The organism is Streptomyces sp. NPDC001606 (assembly GCF_053596835.1).
In genome coordinates this window covers 229,860-248,618 of record NZ_JBSFHC010000001.1, presented here as the reverse complement: position 1 = coordinate 248,618, position 18,759 = coordinate 229,860, and the positions used below count along the sequence as shown (strand labels likewise).

The following is an 18,759-nucleotide window of genomic DNA, read 5'->3' as shown; positions in this document are numbered from 1 at the left end:
GCCCGCGGCCGGCCGGTGCCGCTCGCCCGCCCGGAATCCGTACGGCCCTCCACGCGAAAGACGGTCACATGACGCCACCGCCCCGCCTCGGCCCCCTGCTGGACCAGTTCGACTTCGCGCACGACCGGCTGGTGAGCCGGCTGGCCGGGCCCGTCTCGGACAGCGGCGACGGTACCGGGACCGAGGTCGGGCCGATGACCGACGACGAGTACTTCTGGGAGCCGGTGCCCGGGTGCTGGTCGGTCAGACGCCGCGCGGACGGCCCCGGGCCCCGCGCGACCCTGCTGGCCGGCGCCGGTGCCTGGGGCCGGGACGCCGCCGCCTACCCGCACCCCTGGCCACCGCCGGTCACCACCATCGCCTGGCGGCTGAGCCACCTCACCGAGATGCTGACCCTGCGCGCGGACCACACCGCCGGCAGCCGCTCGGCGACCCGGGACACCCTGCCGGTCAGCGGGGCCGCCGCGGACGCCGTCGCCGCCCTCCGCGCCGGTGCCGCCGCCTGGCGCCGGGCACTGCTGGGCGCGGACGACCCCGCGCTGGACACGGTCGGCTACTGCGCGTACCCCTACGGCAGCGACCCGGAGGAGCCGTTCCTGGACATCGTGTGGTGGGTCAACCAGGAGCTGCTCCACCACGGAGCCGAGATCGCGCTGCTGCGCGACCTCTACCGGGCGAGTCACCCCGCCTGAGCCGCCGGTCCCGCGGTCACCCCGGAAGCGACATGTACAGCCGCGTCCCGCCGGGCCGGAAGCCCACGCGTTCGTACACCCGCCGGGAGCCCTCGCCCGAGTACTCCAGCCACACCGACCGGGCGCCACGGGAGAACTGGGTCGCGGCCAGCGTCGCGGTGACCGCGCCCGCGATGCCCCGCCCCCGGTACGCGGGCAGGGTGCCCACGCCCGCGAGTTCGGCGGTGCCCTCGGCGATGGCCGAGCACAGGGCACCGCCCGCGCAGCCGCCGCCCGCAGCCCGCACGAACCGGACGGCCCCGCCGCCCTCCGCGGTGCGCCGCAGCCGGGCCGCGCCCTCGGGCGAGGGCGCCCACTCGCCGCCGAACGCCTCGGCCAGGGCCGCGTCGAGCGCGGCGTAGTCCGCGTCCGTGGCCGGAGCCACCACCTGGACCGGCGGCGCCGGCTCCGGGCCGGACTCCGGCGCGACGAGCGTCTCCGGCGTACACACCAGGTACTCGTGGACGGCCTCCGTGCCGAAACCGGCCCGGCTGAGCGCGGGCGCCACCGCGGGGGCGGCGTCCGGGGCGAACTCCAGCCGGGGCATGAGCCCGCGCGCACGGAACGCGGCGATCAGGTCGGCGACGTCCCGCTCGGACGGCTCGGCGCCGGGCAGCGGGGAAGCGTAGTTGACGTACTGACTGGTCGTCGAGGGGTCGAACCCCACAACGAAGCCGCCGACTTCACAGGCCGCCGGGCGGCGCAGAAGGTGGGCGACGGTAAAACTCTGCACATCGGTGCGCACGCTGAAACCTCACGGTGAGAGATACATGGATCGACCTCGTCCCACGCGATGCGTGACGAGATGACGACGAGGTGGAGGTGCCGGGAGGGGCACCGCATCGTCGGGCCGCCGTGAGAGGGCGTGACGAGCACGGAGGAACGCTGCGGGAGAGCAGGAGCCTCAGTGCTGACGGCGGCCGCTGCGGGACGCCGGAACCATGGACTTCAGTCCTTCGAGAGAAGAGTTTCCGAAAAAGTCGAACACTGGTGATCTTGCCACCTGTTGGCGCGCGGGGCAAGGGGCCCGCCGGCCCGGGGCTCAGGCGAAGACCACCTCGGCGGAGGCGTGCCGGGACTCGCGGCAGCCGGCGACCCGCAGGCGCGCGCCCCCCTCGAAGGGGGCGCCGTCGGCGAGGAGATGCTCGCCGGCGAAGGCCGGCCGGTGCAGCCGGTAGGACAGCGACCGCACCCGGCGTTCCGGCGCGTGCCTGCGCACCAGCTCCAGCATGAGCAGGGCCAGCAGCGGCCCGTGCACGACCAGCCCGGGATAGCCCTCCACCGCCCGGCAGTAGGGCGTGTCGTAGTGGATGCGGTGGGCGTTGGCGGTGAGCGCGCTGAACCGGAACAGCAGCGTCTCGTCCGGCCGCAGCCGCAGCCGCCACGGCCCCTCCGCCTCCGGTACGGCCGAACCGTCGAGCGCGGCCGGAGGGCTGGGCGGCGCGGCACCCGCCCCCGACCGGTAGACGATGTCCTGCTCCTCCACCAGACGGACCCGCCCGCCCTGGCGGAACTCCTGGCGCTCGGTGACGAACAGCAGCTCGCCGCTGCGGCCCTGCTTGGGGGTGACCGCGGCCAGGCTGCTGATCCGCTCGGTGGGCTCACCGAGGCGCAGCGGCTCGCGGATCTCGCAGCGTCCCCCGGCGAACATGCGGCGCCGGTCCGGCAGGGGCGGCAGGAAACGGGCCTCGCGCGGATGGCCGTCGGGGCCGAGGGCGTGCTGCGGAACCCAGTGCAGGAAGTACAGCCACTGCCACAGCGGCGGCAGCGGGTCGCCGGCCCCTGCCACACCGCCGGGCAGGTCGAGCAGCGCCGACAGGGCCGCCGCCGGTCCGGGCGGCAGGGCGTCCTCGTCGCGGACCGGCCCGGGGTGCCAGGACGCCACATGGGAGGCGAGCGGGGAGGACATGGGCTCGTTCATGTCGCCCATCATGGGGGATCGCACGACAGAGGGTCCCCGAACCCGCCGGGCCGGCCGCCAAGTCACAGGAAAATCAGCTTACTTGTGCTCGCCGGTGCCGCCGGTCACCGTCGGGTACGGTGAGCAGGATGAGTCCTGTGGCCGTCTTCCTGCTGGGTATGGTGGGCGCGTTGGCGCCTGAGATCGTCCGCCTCTACGAGATCCGCAATGATCCGGCGCGCTTCCAGTGGTCATGGTTCTACCTGGTCGTGTCGCTCGCCTTCGCGGGCCTCGGCGGAGTGCTCGCGCTGGTGCTCCCCGCGACCACCTACTGGGGCGCCCTGTACGTGGGGGTGTCGACGCCGGTGCTGGTGAACTCCATGGTGCGCAAGGGCCGGGACCGCGCCCGGGCACAGCTGCGGTCCTGGCCGCGCACCCCCGAGCGCTACTCGCTCCTCGACTCCTACGTGTACGGGCTGTAGACCATGGAACTCGGCCCCTCCCACGGCATCAGGTTCCGCTTCGACGACGGTCTGCTCGGCGCCGCCCTGCTCGACATGCACCGCAAGCCCGCGCTCCCGCTGCGCGAACGCCTGCTCGGTACGGGCGTCCGGCCGGAGCCGCTGCCCACGCCCGAGGTACCGGCCACCCGCAGGGAACAGCGGCTCGGCATCGGCACCCGACACCTGGAACTGACCGAGCCGGCGGGCCCGGACCCGGCCGTCGCCCTGGAACTGCGGTTCGAGCTGAGCGCGCCGCTGGAGTGGCGTCTGACGACGGACGCCACCACGGAGCCGACCGCGCAGGGCGCGCGCTGCGCCCTGCCCGGCCGGGTCACCCTGACCGTCGAGACCACGGCCGCCTGCACGGTCGACGGCGGCGAGGTGCGGGTGGCGTTGCCGGCGGGCGGCTCCCGGCTCGTGCTGACGCTGACCAGCCTGCCGGTGTTCGACGTCGGCGACACCGTCGTGGTGTGCCGCCCCGACCAGATCCGGGAGGCGGCCGTCGTGGTGTCCTGCCTCCCCGGGGACCGGCTGACCCCCGTCGTCGCCGTCGAGCCGCCGCCCCTGTCCGAGGCCGACTACATCGCCCTCTACGAGCGGTTCGCCCACAGCCAGAACGTCTCGATGCAGCGCATCGGCGGCAAACTCGGCATGGCCGAGGTGCTGGCCGGCGGCCCGGAGCTCCAACGGCGGACACTCCTCGAGATCGCCGAGCACCAGCAGCTCGCCAAGGCCCTGAGCGGGTACCGGTCCTGGCTCAAGCACAACGAGATGGCATCCCGGCTGGTGACCGAGATGCGCGTCCGACGGGCCGTGTTCCTGGCCGACTTCGCCCCCGAGGAACTCAACACCCTCGATCCCGCCCTGCGGGAGGAGGCCGACCGGGTGTGGAGCGCGCACACCGGCAAGGACGCCAAGGACCGCGACGACCCGTCCGGCCGGATGTTCGCTGGCCTGCCCGAGCACGTACGCCTGCACTGGGACGGACTGACCGACCTCACCACCGTCGCCTGGCAGCGGCTGCGCGCACCCGGCGGCGAGCCCGAGCAGGTGCTGGAGGTGCCCGAGGACGACCCCGCGAGCTATGTCGCCGCGCTGTACACCGCCCTGCGCACGGGCACAGCGCTGCGCCCGGTCGCGACGCCGGGCACGCCGCTCGACCCGCTGTTCGCCGCGGCCGTACCGGACGACGCCGACGAGGCGACGCTCGTCGAGAACACCGCGGACGTGAACGCGCTGCTCGGCGCCGTGTACGCCCATCACCGCGGCGCCCGCCTGGTGATCACGCCGCCGCCGGACCTGGCGCCGGTGCGCGCGGCCGTCGACGCACAGCAGCGCCGCATCACCGGGTCCCCGCGGGCCCTCGACGCAGGGACGGAAGAGGCCGATCGGGGCGGAAAGCTGCGACGGTGGCTGTCCACCGGGCTGCGCAACCCCTACCGGGCGCTGGAGGCGGCGGTGACCGCCCAGGTGGCCCCGAGCCTGATCAGCGCGGTGGGCGACCGCCGGCTCACCGCGTTCACCACCGGAATGCCGTACTCGTTCGTCCGCACCCAGGAGGCCGACTGGTCGCGCAAGCCCATCGGGCACGTCGCCGCCGACCCGGCGCTGATCATCCTCAACGAGATCTACAGCGCGGGCATCGCGCGCTCGGCCGGAACCTTCAGCCTCGTCTTCGACCCCGGGTTCTTCCAGGCCTCGGAGACCGAGGACGTGATGGGCTCGATGGGCGGCCACTTCACCCATCCCATCCTGCTGCCCGGCCCCGACGAGCTGATGCTGGACGCCCTGACCACCCTGCCCCGGGATCTGCCGGTGGAGCTGCTCTTCTTCAACACGCACGGCCTGGACGACGGGATCGTGCTCGGCGAGGCGCTCGCCCTGGAGAACTGGCGCATCCCGCAGTGGCTGACCCTGGAACACCGGCCCCTGGTGTTCAACAACTCCTGCCAGTCCTGGACGGGCGTCGGCCGGGAGTTCGTCCGCGTCGGCGCCCGCGGCTACATCGGCTCGCTGTGGAGCATCCCCTCCCGGCAGGCGGCAGACTTCGGGCGCACGGTCGTGCACCGCATCACCGCCGAGGAGAGCCCGGTGAGCGAGGCCATCGTGAACACCGGGCTGCCCGCCGGAATCGAACGCTCCTACCTCTACGTGGGCACCGCGAGCGGCCGGCTGGACCAGTGGCGGGACCGTACCGCCACCGCGGGCGAGGCGGCGCTCGCCGAATGCGCGATCCTGGCGCGCGCCGCGCTCGGCCGCCGTGGCTCGCTCACCCCGCTGCTGCACCGCGAGATGACCGCTCTGCGCCGCACCGTGGAGCACACTCCGCACGGCCGCACACCGGCCTACCTGGACGTGCTGCTGGACGACCTCGCGCTGACCGTCGGCGACGACAGCGCCGGCGAGGACGCCGTACAGCGGCTCGTCGCGTCCGTCGACGCGCTGCTGCCCCGGCTGGACCTGCCGGCAGCGGAGGCGGACCGGCGGTGGGCCGTCCGGTTCACGCTGACCGGCCTGCGGCACGAGCGGCGCGACGAGCTGGCCGCGGCGCTGGCCGCCTTCCGGCGCAGCGTGGACTACGGCGAGGCCTGCCCGAGCCGCTCGCACCTGCTGCTGCGGATGGCGCAGCTCCAGATGCGGCGCGGCCACTGGGAGGAGGCGCGCGGGCTCGCGCAGGAGGCGTACGACCTCTTCCAGCGCGAGGACGACCAGACCGGACTGCTCCAGGTCTCGGGTCTCCTCGGCCAGTTGAGCAAGCGGCTGCGCCGCTACGACGAGGCGATGCGCCACGCCCGCGAGGGCTATGCCCGCGCGGTGGAGCTGGCCGACCGGGAGCAGCAGGGCGCCTTCAAGCTGGACGAGGCGACGCTGCACCAGCTGGCCGGCGATCACGACGCGGCGATCGCCGCCGCCACCACCGCCCTGGAACTGGCCCGCATCATCCATCACGACCAGGCCGAACTGGCCGCCGTGGGCAGGCTGTGCGTCTGCCACCGGGAGAAGGGCGACCTGGCCACCGCCGAGGAGTACGCCACCGTGGGTCTGGCGCAGGCGGAGCGGCTCGGTGTGCCGAGGGAGGCCGCGAGCTTCCACTGGGACGTCGCCGAGGTGCTGCGGCTGCGCGGCAGGCCCGCCGAGGCGCTGGTCCACTACCGGGCCGCGGTGGACGGACTCGTCCGGATCGGCGCCTGGGAACTGGCCGCGCCCATCCTCGCCGGCCTCGCCGCGCTCGCCGAGCAGCAGCAGGACGCGGACGCCCTGTGGTCGGCGGCGGTGTGGGGCGCGATCCTGTGCTCCGCCGCGGACCCCCAGCAGTGGTCCTCGGTGCTGCCGCTGGTGATCGACGCGGTCACCAGGGCCCTGGAGCTGGGCCCCTTCGCGCTGACCGAACGGCGGATGGCCGAACTGTCGGCGGTCCTCACCGCCGGCGGCCGCGAGGGCGTCCCGGAGCACATGCAGTTCCTGGGCGATGTGTTCACCCTGCTGCTGACCTGGCTGGTGGGCCAGAACCCCGCCGAGGTCACCGAGTTCGCCCGGCACCTGGACGGGCAGGTCGACGGCGTCGCGCTGGGACTGGCGGAGTTCGTGTCGGTGCCCTACCTCCGGCGCGCCGCTCACGGCCTCCGCGAGGAGCCGTACGAGCCCGTGTGAGGGAGCCGCGCAGACCCCGGTTAGACGTATCGCGGCCGGTCACCTAGCGTTCCGCGCATGACAGAGCGACGCGCGATCCTGAGTGGTTCGGCCTTCGAGGAGCAGATCGGCTACGCCCGGGCCGTGGTCGACGGCGACTGGGTGCACGTGTCCGGCACCACCGGCTTCGACTACACCACCATGACCATCTCCGACGACGTGGTCGAGCAGGCCGAGCAGTGCCTGGCCAACATCGGGGCGGCGCTCACCGAGGCGGGGTGCACCTTCGCCGATGTGGTCCGGGTGCGCTATCTGCTGCCCGACCGCGCGGACTTCGAGCCCTGCTGGCCGGTGCTGCGCCGCTGCTTCGGCGAGGTCCGCCCGGCCGCCACCATGATGGTGTGCGGACTCGCCGACCCGCGCATGAAGATCGAGATAGAGGTGTACGCCCGCCGCCCCGGGCGGTGACCGGCTCAGCTCCGCCGGGCGGCGGCGGGACCGTCGGAGCCACGGGCGCGCCGCGCCGGGCGCAGGAACGCGGCCCAGCCGCCGTCCGGCCGCTCGCCCACCTGGAGTGTGCGCAGCCGGGCGAGGAGCCGCGGGTCCTGGACGTCCAGCCAGTCGACGAACTGGCGGAAGGACACCAGGCGGACGTCCGTACGGCCGGCGATCTGCCGGAGCGCCTCCTCGGCCGCGTCCATGTAGATTCCGCCGTTCCACTGCTCGAAGTGGTTGCCGATGAACAGCGGCGCCCGGTTCGTCTCGTAGGCCCGGTCGAACCCGGCCAGATACGACTGCGCCGCCTGGGCCCGCCAGTACGGGTAGTGGTACGACGGTGCCCGGGTCGAGTTCCCCGACTGGTTCGCCAGCATGTTGTAGTCCATGGACAGCACCTCGAAGGTGTGCCCGGGGAACGGGATGCTCTGCAACGGCAGGTCCCAGACGCCCTGCCGCTTGCGCGGCCAGCGTTGCAGTCCGCCCGGTGACGAGGCGTCGTACCGCCAGCCCAGCGCGCGGACGGCCGGCAGCAGGTTCTCCTGCCCGAGCAGACAGGGGGTACGGCCGCCCACCAGCTCCCGGTCGTAGTCGAAGGGGAGCGGCGGCTCGGAGTGCCAGCCGGTGTGGGTGCGCCAGGCGGTGACGAAGGTCCGGGCCTGCTCGATCTCCGAGCGCCACTCCGCCGGCGTCCAGTGGGCCACCGACCCCGGGCCGGCGCAGAAGTGCCCGTTGAAGTGGGTGCCGATCTCATGGCCGTCGAGCCAGGCCTGGCGGACGTACCGCAGCGTCTCCTTGATGTGGGCGTGGCTGAGGTATCCGATGTCGGAGGCGCCGGGCGGGTTGTTCGGCGGACGGTACCTGTGCCGGTGTTCCTCCGGCAGCAGATAGAGAGCGGACAGGAAGAACGTCATGTGTGCGCCGTGGGTGCGGGCCAGCTCCAGGAACCGTGGGAACAGGCCGGTGCCCAGCTCGCCGGCGCCGTCCCAGGAGAACACCACGAACTGGGGCGGGGTCTCGCCCGGTTCGAGCGGGGTGGGCGCGTCCGGCTGGCGGGGCTGGCCTCCGGTGTACGACGTGGAGCCGTCCCCGATCAGCCGGGGCGCCCCCTGCCCCGGCGCGCCGGGTTCGCCGCCCTCCCGCCCGCCGCAGCCGGCGAGCGGAGCGGTGGCCACACCGAGACCGGCTCCGAGGCCGAGACGCGCCAGGCCCCGGCGGCTGATTCCACTCATCGCCCCCATTAGATGGGATAAGCGCATGAATGCGGGGGATTGGCTCCGGTGTGGCGCGCGACCGGGCCGCCGGGGCCGCCCGGCTGCCGGTCAGGACAGGGCGAGGTCGTCCGCGTAGACCGCGCCCTGGCCGTACCAGCCGTGGACGTACACGGTGACCGTGCCGGAGGAGCCCGTCGTGAAGGGCACCGTCAGCTTCGTCCAGGCGGAGGAGGACGCCCAGGTGCTGGCCGTCGCGCCGCCGCTGACCCCGAGATAGGCGTACGGCCCCTGCACCCAGCCGCTGAGCGTGTAGGAGGTGTTCGGCTTCAGGGTGAGGGTCTGGGCGCACTGGCCGGTCGTGCTGTCGGAGGGCGTGGTCTTCAGCGCGTGGCTTCCGCCGTGCACCGGGGAGGAGACCACGGTGGCGCCGCTTCCGCAGGTCCACGGGGCGAGCGAGCCCGTCTCGAAGCCGCCGTTGCCGAGGACCGCCGTGCCGCCGGACCCGTTCACGGTCAGGGAGAGGGTGGCGCTGTGCCGGGTCGAGCCGGCCGTGCCGGTCACCGTCAGGGTGTAGGTGCCCGGCGCCGCCGAGGTGCCCGCCTGCACGGTCAGGGTCGAGGTGCCGCCGGCGGTGACCGAGGACGGGCTGAGCGAGGCGGTCACCCCGCTCGGCGCGCCGCTCACCGCGAGGTCGACGCTCTGTGCGCTGCCCGAGGTCACCGAGGTCTGCACGGTCGCCTTCGCCGAGCCGCCCGGGTCGAGGGAGGCGGTGGCGGGAGAGAGGGAGACCGCGAAGTCATTGGCCGGCGGGGTCGTCGTACCGCCCGTGAACGGTGCGAAGGTGTGGGTGAAGTACCAGGTGTCCTGGGCGATGCCGGAGCAGGTGTCGGAGGCGGGGGAGCCGGGACAGCTGCCGTTGTCGCGCTGGAGCGCCCAGAAGGACAGGGTGTTGATGCCCCGGGCGACGGCCCAGTCGTACACGGTCGTCGCGTCGGCCGTGGTGAAGGTCTCCGCCGGACCGTAGTCGTCCACGCCCGGCATCTCGGTGACCCCGATCATGCCCCACAGCTGGCTGTCGCTCAGATTCGGGTACAGGGAAGCGAGCTGGCCGTGCAGCCCGCTCGCGGCCGTCTGGGTGTCCGTGGCCATGTGGTGCGTGGCGCCGTCGTAGTAGTCGAACGTCATGATGTTGACGACGTCCACCTTCGCGCCGGCGCTCTTCGCGCTGCGCAGCACGGCGAGCCCGCTGTCGGCGAGACCGGTCGTCGTGGTCGGCAGGGTGTACGAGAACTGCACCGAGCGCCCGTTGGCGGCGGCCCAGTCCTGAACCTTCTTGATGGCCTGGTTGCGGCGGTCGATGCCGGCGGTGTTGGTGAGCGAGTTGTCCTCGACGTCCATGTCGAGCCGGGAGACGTCGTAGGTGGTGATGATCTTCTCGTAGGCGGCGGCGATGGAGTCCACGCTGGTGCAGCTGTCGGCTATCTCGGTACCCCCGTTGTCGGCGGCGTATCCGCCGAGGGAGGGGATGATGTCACCGCCCCGCGAGCGGATGGTGTCGACGTCGGCGCCGAAGACGGAGCGGTCCACGGGCTTGCCGCTGTCGCCGTTCCAGTACGGGGTGCACGAGCCCTTCTTGTCGGCCTGGAGAAAGGCCATGGTGAGGTACTTGGCCCCGGAGGACTGGGCCAGCGCGGCGGGGCTGTCGCCGTTGTAGGACTCGAAGTAGGGCGCGAAGACATGCGCGGGCAGCGGGGTCGCCGCGTGCGCGGTGCCCCCGATGCCCAGGGCGATCCCCGCGGACGCGGCCAGTGTGGCCACGCCGGTGAGCAGGGCGCGAACGGATCTCGGACGTGTCATCGGGTACTCCCGGAGAGCGGACGACAAGGCGGTCGAGCGGGGGTGGCGCACGGTGCGGAGCCCGGCCGGGGCTATTGGTCTAGGCCATGATTGGTCTGGACCAAACCCGGGTCAAGGTGCGCGACCCCCGTTTTTGCCCGTTCATGGGAGTCAACTGGCTGACATGTCTTGAGAGTTGACCTACAGGAGTTCAGCTGGCCCGGGTGCCACCGCCGCGGCGGATACGGCCCAGCAGATCGCGGTGATAGGCCGCGAGCTGCCCGGCGGGCACCGGGGCCGGGCTGCCGCTGAGGGTGTACCAGACGTCGCTGCCGGAATGCTGCACGGCCACACGCGCGCTGCGGCCGTCGGCCCGCAGCACGGTCGCGACCATCAGATCGCCGGTGACGATACCGACCTCGTCGGTCAGCGCGCCGCCCGGTCCCGCGGTCACCCGGTCGACATAGCAGTTGATGCTCGGAGGGCTGTTCATGGAGCGCAGGCTTCCATCCGGGCGGCCGGGAAGCACCGCACCGCGCAGACGCCGCCCGCACATGTCCCCGGGTCGGACGTGCCGCCGGGCGCACCCGGCGGCAGAGGACTCAGCCGAACAGCGGAAAGCGGTCCGCCGCCGCACCGAGGGCGGTGCGTTCGGCCTCGGTGAGCGCGGCCCGGCCGGTGCCCACCCGCGCATAGTGCCGGTCGCTCCACTCCGGCAGCCCGGGCCGGCCCAGCAGCCCGTCCAGGGTGGCGCGCACCGCGGCCAGCCCCTCGGGCGACGGCCCCGGCGCCAGCGGCAGAGCGGCGGTCAGGTCGAGATGGTGCACGGTCGCCTCCACCGCGAGGGTGATCAGCAGATCGCCGGCCGTCAGCACATGCCCCTGGGTAGCGACATGCCGGCCGGGACCGACGCCGTCCGCGGCCCGCGCGGCCGCCGCCAGCGTCTCCAGGAACAGACCCCGCAACTGGCCCCAGTCCAGGAACATGCTCGCGCTCACCCGCGCCCAGCGCCGGCCGTTCGCCGCACCGACGCCGTCCGGCCGCCACTCCTGCCAGTAGCTGACGGCATCCCGGTCCGCCGGCCCGAACGCCGGGGTGTGCAGGGCCACCAGAGCGCGCTGGGCATCGCCCAGACAGTGGAAGACGAGATCGCGGACCGCCCACCCCGTGCAGTCCGTCGGCAGCCATGACTCCTCGTCACCCAGCTCCGCGACCACCGCCGAGAGCGCCTCGTACGCCGCACGCACCGTGCGCGCCTGGGCGGAAGCGTCGGCACCGGCCATGCTGCTCCTGTCCGTCGTCCGGGATCGGCTCACCCGGACAGCGTACGACGCGGCCGACGCCCGAGGCGTCTCAGGTGTCGATCGGTGTGAGGCCCGGATAGATGTCGTTCCAGCGATAGCGGCGGCAGCGGAGGTGGAAGTAGACGTAGCCGGCCGCGTAGCGCTCCAGGTGCGGACGCTGGTCGTCGGTGGCGAGAGCGAGGAAGCGGTCGCGGGCCCCCAGGCCGCTGTCGAGGGTGCGGCGGGCGACGCCCTGGTACGCGATGCCCTCCCGGGTACTGGTGCGGTAGAGCCTGCCGGTGACGAAGTCGGCTCCGTCGACCGCCTCCTTGTAGCACGACAGCACGTCGTTGACGTCGTTCAGGAACGTCACGCCGGAGCACAGTGCCGCCGACCAGAACGCCCGGTTCGTGCCGGCGTCGAGGCACGGGTGAGTGAACTGCAAGGAGACGAACCAGAACTGGGAGAAGCCGTTGTAGGCCCGGACGAAGTCACTGTCCACGCCGTCGGACACCTCGGGTGTGAACTCCGCCTCCATCAGCACGCCGACGAGCGCGTTGTGCAGGAAGGCCCGGTAGACCGCCAGGAACGTCGGCCCGCAGAACGGTGCGATCTGCGCGAACAGGTGCCGCAGATAGCGGGTGATGGGACGGGTCGGGGCCCGCTCGGGCAGCAAGGCCTCCTGGAGGACCGCCTCGGCCTCGGCCGGCCGGCGGCTGCACAGGTCGTCGAGGTAGGTGCCGAACACCCAGACACGGTCGAGCGCGAACGCGAGATCCTCGTCGGTGACCGGCACCATCAGGCTGCGCATCAGGGTGATGGTGCGGATCGTCGCGGCCGGGACAGCGACGCCGAAGGCCTCGAACTCGGCGGCCAGCAGACCGGCCCGGAAGCGGGCCGCGGCCCCGTCCACCGCCGGCTCGTGCTCGACTGCGAACGCGACCAGAGGGTCGAGGAGACCGGAATCCAGCAGGCCCGCCATCATGGCGCGGTGTCGCGGGTCGGGGATCGCACCCAGCCCGTGCCGGGGCGTGCACCGCAGGGTGTCGATGCCCGGCGGACGAGGATGCCGGATCGTCCGGCGCTCGGTCAGACTCACACGGTGTCCTTCCGCCACAGGGCGGTCGGCAACGATGCTCCACCAGTCACGGTTCGGGTCGGATGATCACACGGCCGTACGGTCGGCCGCATGCGAAGCCGGCCGCCCCCGGCCGACCAGGTGAACGCGGGGCGCAGTGATTGACGTCGACCGCCCCCGATTGCGCGTCCGCACGACGCCGTACCTGCCTCGGGACGACGTTCAGGGAAGCCGGGAGGCGCTCCGGCGGCGGACCGCCGAGATCAGTCCGCCGGGCCCCTCCTCGTGCTGCGGCGGGGTGCTGACCGGGCGGCCGTAGGCGGCAGCGCGCTCGCGCAGGGTGTGGCAGTCGGCCTCCCAGCCGTGGCCGGCCAGCCAGCCCACCGGGTCGTCGGGCATCTCCGAGACCCACAGGGACGCCGCCGATCCCGGCACGGCGTCCGCGCCGAAGCGCTCGATCACGCCGCGCGAGCCCAACGTCAGCCCCATCCGGCTGCCCGGCGCCGACTGCGCGCCGATCCGGGCCAGCAGCAGGTCCACCGCGTCCTCGGACAGATAGATCAGCAGTCCTTCGGCGATCCACACGGTCGGCACCGTCGGGTCGTGCCCTGCCGCGGCCAGCGCGGCGGGCCAGTCCTCACGCAGATCCACCGCGACGGTGATCCGCTCGCAGCGCGCGACGGCCCGCTCCTGGCGCAGCACCGAAGCCTTGAAGTCCAGTGGCGCGGCCGTGTCGACCTCGAACAGCCGGGTGCCCTCGGGCCAGTCCATCCGGAAGGCCCGGCTGTCCATGCCGGCACCGAGCAGCACGACCTGCCGGACCCCGGCCGCACTGGCCTCCCGCAACAGGTCGTCGAGGAACTTCGTCCTGATGACGATGGAGAACGACACGGCCAGCCGGCGGCGTCGCGCGCCCTCGTCCTCGGACAGCGGCGCCGAGGAGGGCCACAGCCCGCCGGCGGTGGCGAAGGCCATTGCCAGTGGGTCGCGGAACAGGGCGTCCTCCCGCTCGGTCTCCAGCGCCCGCACCCGGGCCACCCCCACCGCCGTGGCCCACACTCCCGACGGCCGCACCCGCTCCTGCTCATCAGTCACCGCGCCAGCGTAGTTGACCGGCTCCGAGGGGCGCCGTCGGTCCGGTCCCCTGCCGGCCGGCGCATCGGGCGTCTCAGTCCACCGGCCAGGTGTGGACCGGGGCGTTGAGATGCATGTAGTCGATGTACACCTGGGTCATCCGCCGCAGCGCCTCATGGCGGCCGGTGTGGGTCGTGTCCTCGATCCGGTGCAGCATCTCCTTCTGCCACACGGAACCGTTGCGGGCCGTCACACAGCGCTGCTCGATGATTCCCAGCAGCGGCTCCCGCCACGCCGCGTCCATGCCGGAGTGCTCGAGACCGCGGTGCGCGAGCGGCAGCAGCCGGCGCAGGACCAGTTCGGGCACCGGCACCTCGCCCGTCCCCGGCCAGTACAGCAGCGCGTCGATGCCGTGCCGGGCGGCGGCGTGCAGATTGTCCTCGGCGGCCGCGAAGGACATCCGCGACCACACCGGCCGGTCCTCCTCCACCAGCGCCCGGGTGAGCCCGTAGTAGAACGCGCCGTTGGCCAGCGTGTCGGCGACCGTCGGTCCGGCGGGCAGCACCCGGTTCTCCACCCGGATGTGCGGGCGGCCCTCGGCGACCGCGTAGACGGGCCGGTTCCAGCGGTAGATGGTCCCGTTGTGCAGGGTGAGTTCGCTCAGCTCCGGTGTGTCGCCCCGGTCCAGCGTCTCCACCGGATCCTGCTCGTCGCACAGTGGCAGCAGGGCCGGGAAGTAGCGCAGGTTCTCCTCGAACAGGTCGAAGACGCTGGTGATCCAGCGTTCCCCGAACCACACCCGGGGCCGTACCCCCTGCACCTTGATCTCCTCCGGGCGGGTGTCGGTGGCCTGCTCGAACAGCGGGATCCGGGTCTCGTGCCACAGCTCCTTGCCGAACAGGAACGGCGCGTTCGCCGCCAGCGCCACCTGCACCCCGGCGATGGCCTGCGCCGCGTTCCAGTATCCGGCGAACTCCTCCGGGGACACCTGGAGATGGAACTGGGTGCTGGTGCACGCGGCCTCCGGGGTGATGGTGTCCGCATAGGTCCGCAGCCGGTCCACCCCGTCCACCTCGATGCGCAGATCCTCGCCGCGGGCCGCGAAGATCTGGTCGTTGAGGAGCCGGTAGCGCGGGTTCTCGGACAGCGTGTCCTCGCCGATGTGCTGCTGGCGCAGCGTGGGCAGGATCCCGATCATGATGAGCCGGGCACCGGCCGACCCGGCGCGCAGGTCGGCGTGGTTCAGCGCGGCACGGATCTCGGACTCCCAGGCGTCCGGACCGCCCGCCGTCAGCCGCCGCGGCGGCACATTGATCTCCAGGTTGAACCGGCCCAGTTCGGTGGACCAGGCGGGGTCGGAGATCGCCTCCAGCACATCGCTGTTGCGCATCGCGGGCTCCGCCGCCTCGTCGACCAGGTTCAGTTCGATCTCCAGCCCGACCTGCGGACGCTCCGCCTCGAACCGTGCCTCGCGCAGCATCTGCGCGAACGCCTCGAGGCACTCCTGCATCTTGATCCGGTACCGGCGGCGGTCGTCGCGGGTGAAGACGAGCGCCGGGACGTCACGTCCCATCGGCCCTCCAGGCATCTCCCTCGTCGGGCACCTCTGTCCCCAGCGTCGCACCATCGCCGCAGGCGCACCATGCGGATGTCCTCGCCGCCGGGACCGTTGATCGGTGTATGGGGCAAGATGGCCGCATGACCACCTCCCGCGGCGCCCGCCGGCCCACCATCGCCGATGTCGCAGCGGCGGCCGCGGTGTCCCGGACCACGGTGTCCCACGCGCTGAACGGCATCGGCAAGGTCGATCCGCGCACCCGCGAGCGGGTCCGCCGGATCGCCGCCGAGCTGGGCTACCGGCCCAACCTCCGCGCGCAGCGGCTGCGCCGCGGCGAGGCCCGGGCGATCGCGCTGGCCTCCTCGATGCCGTTCGCGGTGGCCGGCGGACCCTCCCGGCTCGGCTTCTACATGGAGGTGGCGGCCGCGGCGGCCGAGCGGGCCCTGATGCACGAGTACGCGCTGGTGCTGATACCGCCCGTGCAGTCCGGGTCCGCGCTGTACACCGTGGACATCGACGGGGCGATCGTCGTCGAGCCCGAGGCGGACGACCCGGCCGTGGCCCAGCTGCGCGAGCGCGGACTGCCGTACGTCACCCTCGGCCGGCCCACCGATCCCGACGACGACGCCCCGCACGTCGACCTGCACGGCGGCCGCGTGGTCGACCTGCTCCTCGACCACCTGCGCGCCCAGGGCGCCCGCCGCCCGGCGCTGATCGTCGGCGCGAGCACCCGGCACTCCACCGTCGACGCCCGCGCGGCCTTCGAACGGGCGGCGGCCGCGCACGGCTGGCCGCCGATCGTCGCCACGGCACCGGAGGACGGCGGCGAGCAGGCCGGGTACGACCGCTGCGCCGCGCTGCTCGCCGAGCATCCCGGCATCGACGCGCTGTGCGTCCTGGTCGACGCCTTCGCCGTCGGGGCGGTACGGGCGCTGCGCGAGGCCGGCCGCAGTATCCCCGGGGACGTCATGGTCGTCACCCGCTACGACGGGCTGCGCGCCCGGACCTGCGAGCCGCCGCTCACCGCGGTGGACCTGCGGCTGGACCGGGCCGCCGCGGACGCGGTGGAACTGCTGCTCACCCGGCTGTCCGGCCCCCCGGCCGAGCCCGTGGAAACGCCGCCGCTCCCCGCCCCGTCCCCCCGCCTCGTCCCCCGGGCCTCCTCCCAACGGTGAGCGGGGGCGCGGGTGGTGCCCGGCAGGCAACCTGGAGCCGGCTGACGCTCTGCGTCGGAGCAGCAGTCGCCCGGCGGAGCCACCCGGCAGCCGTGAGGGGGGTCAGCCTCCCGCCATCAGCGCCGCCCCGGACACCAGCGCGAAGAGGAGGACGAAGGCGCGCATCCGGCGGGCGTCGACGCGTCGGTGCACCAGTCGGCTGAGCCAGGCGCCGGCCGCCAGTGCCGGCAGGAGCAGCACGGCCCAGCCCATGTCCGCCGGGTGCCCCCGCCCGGTGCCCAACAGCAGGGTCAGCGAGGCCACTTCGCCGACCAGGAAGCAGACGGCGACCGTGGCGCGCAGCTCGCCGGGCGGGCGGTGCTGGTAGACGAGGGCGAGCGGTGGGCCGCCGACGCCGGTCGCCGTCTCGGTCAGCCCGGTGACGACGCCCGCGACCGCGTACGCGCCGCGCCCCGGCTGGAACGCGGGCGCCGCCAGGCTCACCAGCGCCGCCAGCACCGTGGCGGCCCCGACGGCCGGGCCGAGCGCGCCGGCCGGGATCACCCACAGCAGCGCCAGCCCCGCCGGTGTCGCCGCCAGCCGGGCCGCGGTGATCCATCCGGCACCGCGCATGTCGAGGCTGTGCCGCTCGCGCCAGGCGACGTACAGGTTGAGCGGGATCATCGCCGTCAGGACGAACACCGGCAGCAGCCCCGGCGCGAGCAGTCCCGCGACCGGCGCCACGATCAGCGCGAATCCGAGGCCGCTCGTGCCCTGGACGAACGCTGCCGCGGCCACGGTCGGCGCCAGTACGGCCAGCGTGGTCCCGGTCACCGTCCACCGCCCGCGACCGGCTCGGGCGCGGTGTCCGGCGGGGTCGCGGAGGCTGTCGTACGGCTGCGGGCCACCACCGAGGTGGGGTGCGCCCGCGTCACCCGGGCGCGCCGCAGCACCCGCGGGGCCAGTTCCGCCGCCCGTCGGACCAGTGCCGCCGCGTCCCAGTCCAGTGGCCGGCCGTGCCACAGCCGCAGCCGCCCGGCGACGAACACGGCGGTCAGCTGGTCCCGGTTGCCGCGCCGGACCAGTTCCCAGGGCAGGTCCCAGGACGGCTGCATCTCCGGCCCGGTGACATCCACCAGCAGGAAGTCGGCGGCGGCCCCGGCCGTGACACGTCCCGTGAGCCGGCCGAGGCCGACGGCGTCCGCGCCGCCCGCGGTGGCCCGCTCCAGCCAGGTCCAGCCCGCGCCGCAGGACGAGTCGCCGCTGGTCAGGCCGTACGTCAGCCGCTGTGCGAACTCGGCTGCCTCGGTGAGCCGGAAGCCGTCCCCGCGGGTGCCGTCGGTGCCCAGCCCGAACCGGATGCCCCGCTCGGCGAACAGGGTGGCGGGAGCGACCGCGTTGCCCTTCCAGGCGCTGGCGACCGGGTTGTAGCTCACCGCCGTACCGCTGTCGGCGAGCAGTGTGACCTCGGCGGGAGTGAGCAGCGTCGCGTGCGCGGCCAGCAACTGCGGTCCCAGCGCGCCCACATGGTGCAGATGTTCCAGCGGCCGCAGTCCGTGCCGGACCAGCGAGCGCTCCACCGCCACGAGATGTTCGTTGACATGGATCTGTACGACCGTCCCCGCCTCGGCGGCGAGCCGCGCGGTGGCGGCCAGCACGGGCGCGGTCGCGGCCTCGGGCACGCTCACGGCGAGCGAGGGATGGACGAGTCCGCCGCCGTACCGTGCCAGATGCCGTTCGGCGGCGGCGAGCACGGCCCGCGGGTCGGCGTCCGCGCCGGTGCCGTCCGAGGCGTCGTTGCAGACCAGCCCCAGCACACAGCGGATCCCCGCGTCCCGGGTGGCCGAGGCCACCACGTCGACGTCCACCGCCGCCCGGGTGCCGGCCTCGGCGACCGTCGTGAAGCCGCCCCGCAGCGACTCCAGCGCGGCGAGCTTCGCGGCGACGTACGCCGACTCCTCGTCCAGCGCGGTCTCCAGCGGCACCCACACCCGGCGGAAGATCTCCGACGGCTCACCGAAGGCCAGCGAGCCGCCGAAGCTCTGGGTCAGATGGTGGTGGCTGTCGGTGAAGCCGGGCATCAGCAGCTGTCCGGGCAGCGGTACGGGCATCAGCGAGGGGTGAGCGGAAAGGATCCGCTCGACCGGGCCGACGTCCTGGAACACCCCGTCGCGCACCACCACCGCGTGCCGCTCCTGGGGGCCCTCGGGGGTCAGGGTGAGGTCGGGGACCAGCAGCAGCGCGTCGTCGCGGAGCGGGCCGGGGGACAGGTCGGGCATGGTTCTCCGTCGGTCGGGTGCGGT

Annotated in this window: 16 protein-coding genes; 5 read left to right on the top strand and 11 right to left on the bottom strand. The window is 73.5% G+C overall.

Features of this window, described 5'->3' with window-relative positions; translation table 11 throughout:
- The first annotated feature begins 68 nt into the window (after positions 1-68).
- Positions 69-692 (top strand): DinB family protein, encoded by a 624-nt coding sequence (locus ACWCV9_RS01200; protein WP_450783526.1) that lies wholly within the window; start codon positions 69-71, stop codon positions 690-692.
- Between the two features lie 16 nt (positions 693-708).
- Here ACWCV9_RS01200 and ACWCV9_RS01195 read toward each other — a convergent pair whose 3' ends face one another.
- Both ACWCV9_RS01195 and ACWCV9_RS01190 read right to left on the bottom strand, forming a co-directional pair.
- Entirely contained in the window at positions 709-1,476 is a 768-nt protein-coding gene (locus ACWCV9_RS01195; RefSeq protein ID WP_450783524.1) for a GNAT family N-acetyltransferase, read from the bottom strand.
- A gap of 297 nt (positions 1,477-1,773) precedes the next feature.
- The gene (locus tag ACWCV9_RS01190) at positions 1,774-2,652 is read right to left on the bottom strand and encodes a hypothetical protein (protein ID WP_450783523.1); all 879 of its coding nucleotides are present in this window, start codon (positions 2,650-2,652) and stop codon (positions 1,774-1,776) included.
- A gap of 128 nt (positions 2,653-2,780) precedes the next feature.
- On the opposite strand from ACWCV9_RS01190, the gene ACWCV9_RS01185 reads away from it, so the two are divergent.
- The 3 genes from ACWCV9_RS01185 to ACWCV9_RS01175 are packed head-to-tail and all read left to right on the top strand — an operon-like array spanning position 2,781 to position 7,232.
- On the top strand, positions 2,781-3,113 hold the full coding sequence (locus ACWCV9_RS01185) for a hypothetical protein (protein ID WP_385842648.1): 333 nt from the start codon (positions 2,781-2,783) through the stop codon (positions 3,111-3,113).
- 3 nt (positions 3,114-3,116) lie between these two features.
- Positions 3,117-6,785 carry a hypothetical protein gene (locus ACWCV9_RS01180; protein WP_450783522.1) on the top strand — a complete coding sequence of 1,223 codons (3,669 nt, stop codon included), beginning with the start codon at positions 3,117-3,119 and terminating at the stop codon, positions 6,783-6,785.
- 57 nt (positions 6,786-6,842) lie between these two features.
- The gene (locus tag ACWCV9_RS01175) at positions 6,843-7,232 is read left to right on the top strand and encodes a RidA family protein (protein ID WP_450783521.1); all 390 of its coding nucleotides are present in this window, start codon (positions 6,843-6,845) and stop codon (positions 7,230-7,232) included.
- A gap of 5 nt (positions 7,233-7,237) precedes the next feature.
- Here the strand turns inward: ACWCV9_RS01175 and ACWCV9_RS01170 are convergent, their stop codons facing one another.
- From ACWCV9_RS01170 to ACWCV9_RS01140, 7 genes are all read right to left on the bottom strand, one after another.
- Positions 7,238-8,491, bottom strand: coding sequence for a hypothetical protein (locus ACWCV9_RS01170; protein ID WP_450783520.1), 1,254 nt, complete (start codon positions 8,489-8,491; stop codon positions 7,238-7,240).
- 90 nt (positions 8,492-8,581) lie between these two features.
- On the bottom strand, positions 8,582-10,330 hold the full coding sequence (locus tag ACWCV9_RS01165; RefSeq protein ID WP_450783519.1) for a carbohydrate binding domain-containing protein: 1,749 nt from the start codon (positions 10,328-10,330) through the stop codon (positions 8,582-8,584).
- Between the two features lie 190 nt (positions 10,331-10,520).
- Complete coding sequence (locus tag ACWCV9_RS01160; protein ID WP_450783518.1) at positions 10,521-10,802, bottom strand: hypothetical protein; 282 nt, start codon at positions 10,800-10,802, stop codon at positions 10,521-10,523.
- Positions 10,803-10,911: 109 nt separating this feature from the next.
- A complete protein-coding gene (locus tag ACWCV9_RS01155) occupies positions 10,912-11,625 on the bottom strand; it encodes a maleylpyruvate isomerase N-terminal domain-containing protein (protein WP_450783517.1) in 714 nt (237 codons plus the stop codon).
- A 37-nt stretch (positions 11,626-11,662) separates the two neighbouring features.
- Positions 11,663-12,691 carry a hypothetical protein gene (locus tag ACWCV9_RS01150; RefSeq protein ID WP_450783516.1) on the bottom strand — a complete coding sequence of 343 codons (1,029 nt, stop codon included), beginning with the start codon at positions 12,689-12,691 and terminating at the stop codon, positions 11,663-11,665.
- Between the two features lie 201 nt (positions 12,692-12,892).
- Entirely contained in the window at positions 12,893-13,729 is an 837-nt protein-coding gene (locus ACWCV9_RS01145) for a class I SAM-dependent methyltransferase (protein ID WP_450784218.1), read from the bottom strand.
- 109 nt (positions 13,730-13,838) lie between these two features.
- Positions 13,839-15,317 carry a glutamate--cysteine ligase gene (locus ACWCV9_RS01140; protein WP_450783515.1) on the bottom strand — a complete coding sequence of 493 codons (1,479 nt, stop codon included), beginning with the start codon at positions 15,315-15,317 and terminating at the stop codon, positions 13,839-13,841.
- Positions 15,318-15,442: 125 nt separating this feature from the next.
- On the opposite strand from ACWCV9_RS01140, the gene ACWCV9_RS01135 reads away from it, so the two are divergent.
- Positions 15,443-16,477 carry a substrate-binding domain-containing protein gene (locus tag ACWCV9_RS01135; RefSeq protein ID WP_450783514.1) on the top strand — a complete coding sequence of 345 codons (1,035 nt, stop codon included), beginning with the start codon at positions 15,443-15,445 and terminating at the stop codon, positions 16,475-16,477.
- A gap of 102 nt (positions 16,478-16,579) precedes the next feature.
- On the opposite strand, the gene ACWCV9_RS01130 is transcribed toward ACWCV9_RS01135, so the two are convergent.
- Both ACWCV9_RS01130 and ACWCV9_RS01125 read right to left on the bottom strand, forming a co-directional pair.
- Positions 16,580-17,290 (bottom strand): sulfite exporter TauE/SafE family protein, encoded by a 711-nt coding sequence (locus tag ACWCV9_RS01130; protein ID WP_450783513.1) that lies wholly within the window; start codon positions 17,288-17,290, stop codon positions 16,580-16,582.
- On the bottom strand, positions 17,287-18,735 hold the full coding sequence (locus ACWCV9_RS01125) for an amidohydrolase family protein (protein WP_450783512.1): 1,449 nt from the start codon (positions 18,733-18,735) through the stop codon (positions 17,287-17,289). The genes ACWCV9_RS01130 and ACWCV9_RS01125 overlap by 4 nt, the downstream gene beginning before the upstream one ends.
- Positions 18,736-18,759: the final 24 nt, after the last annotated feature.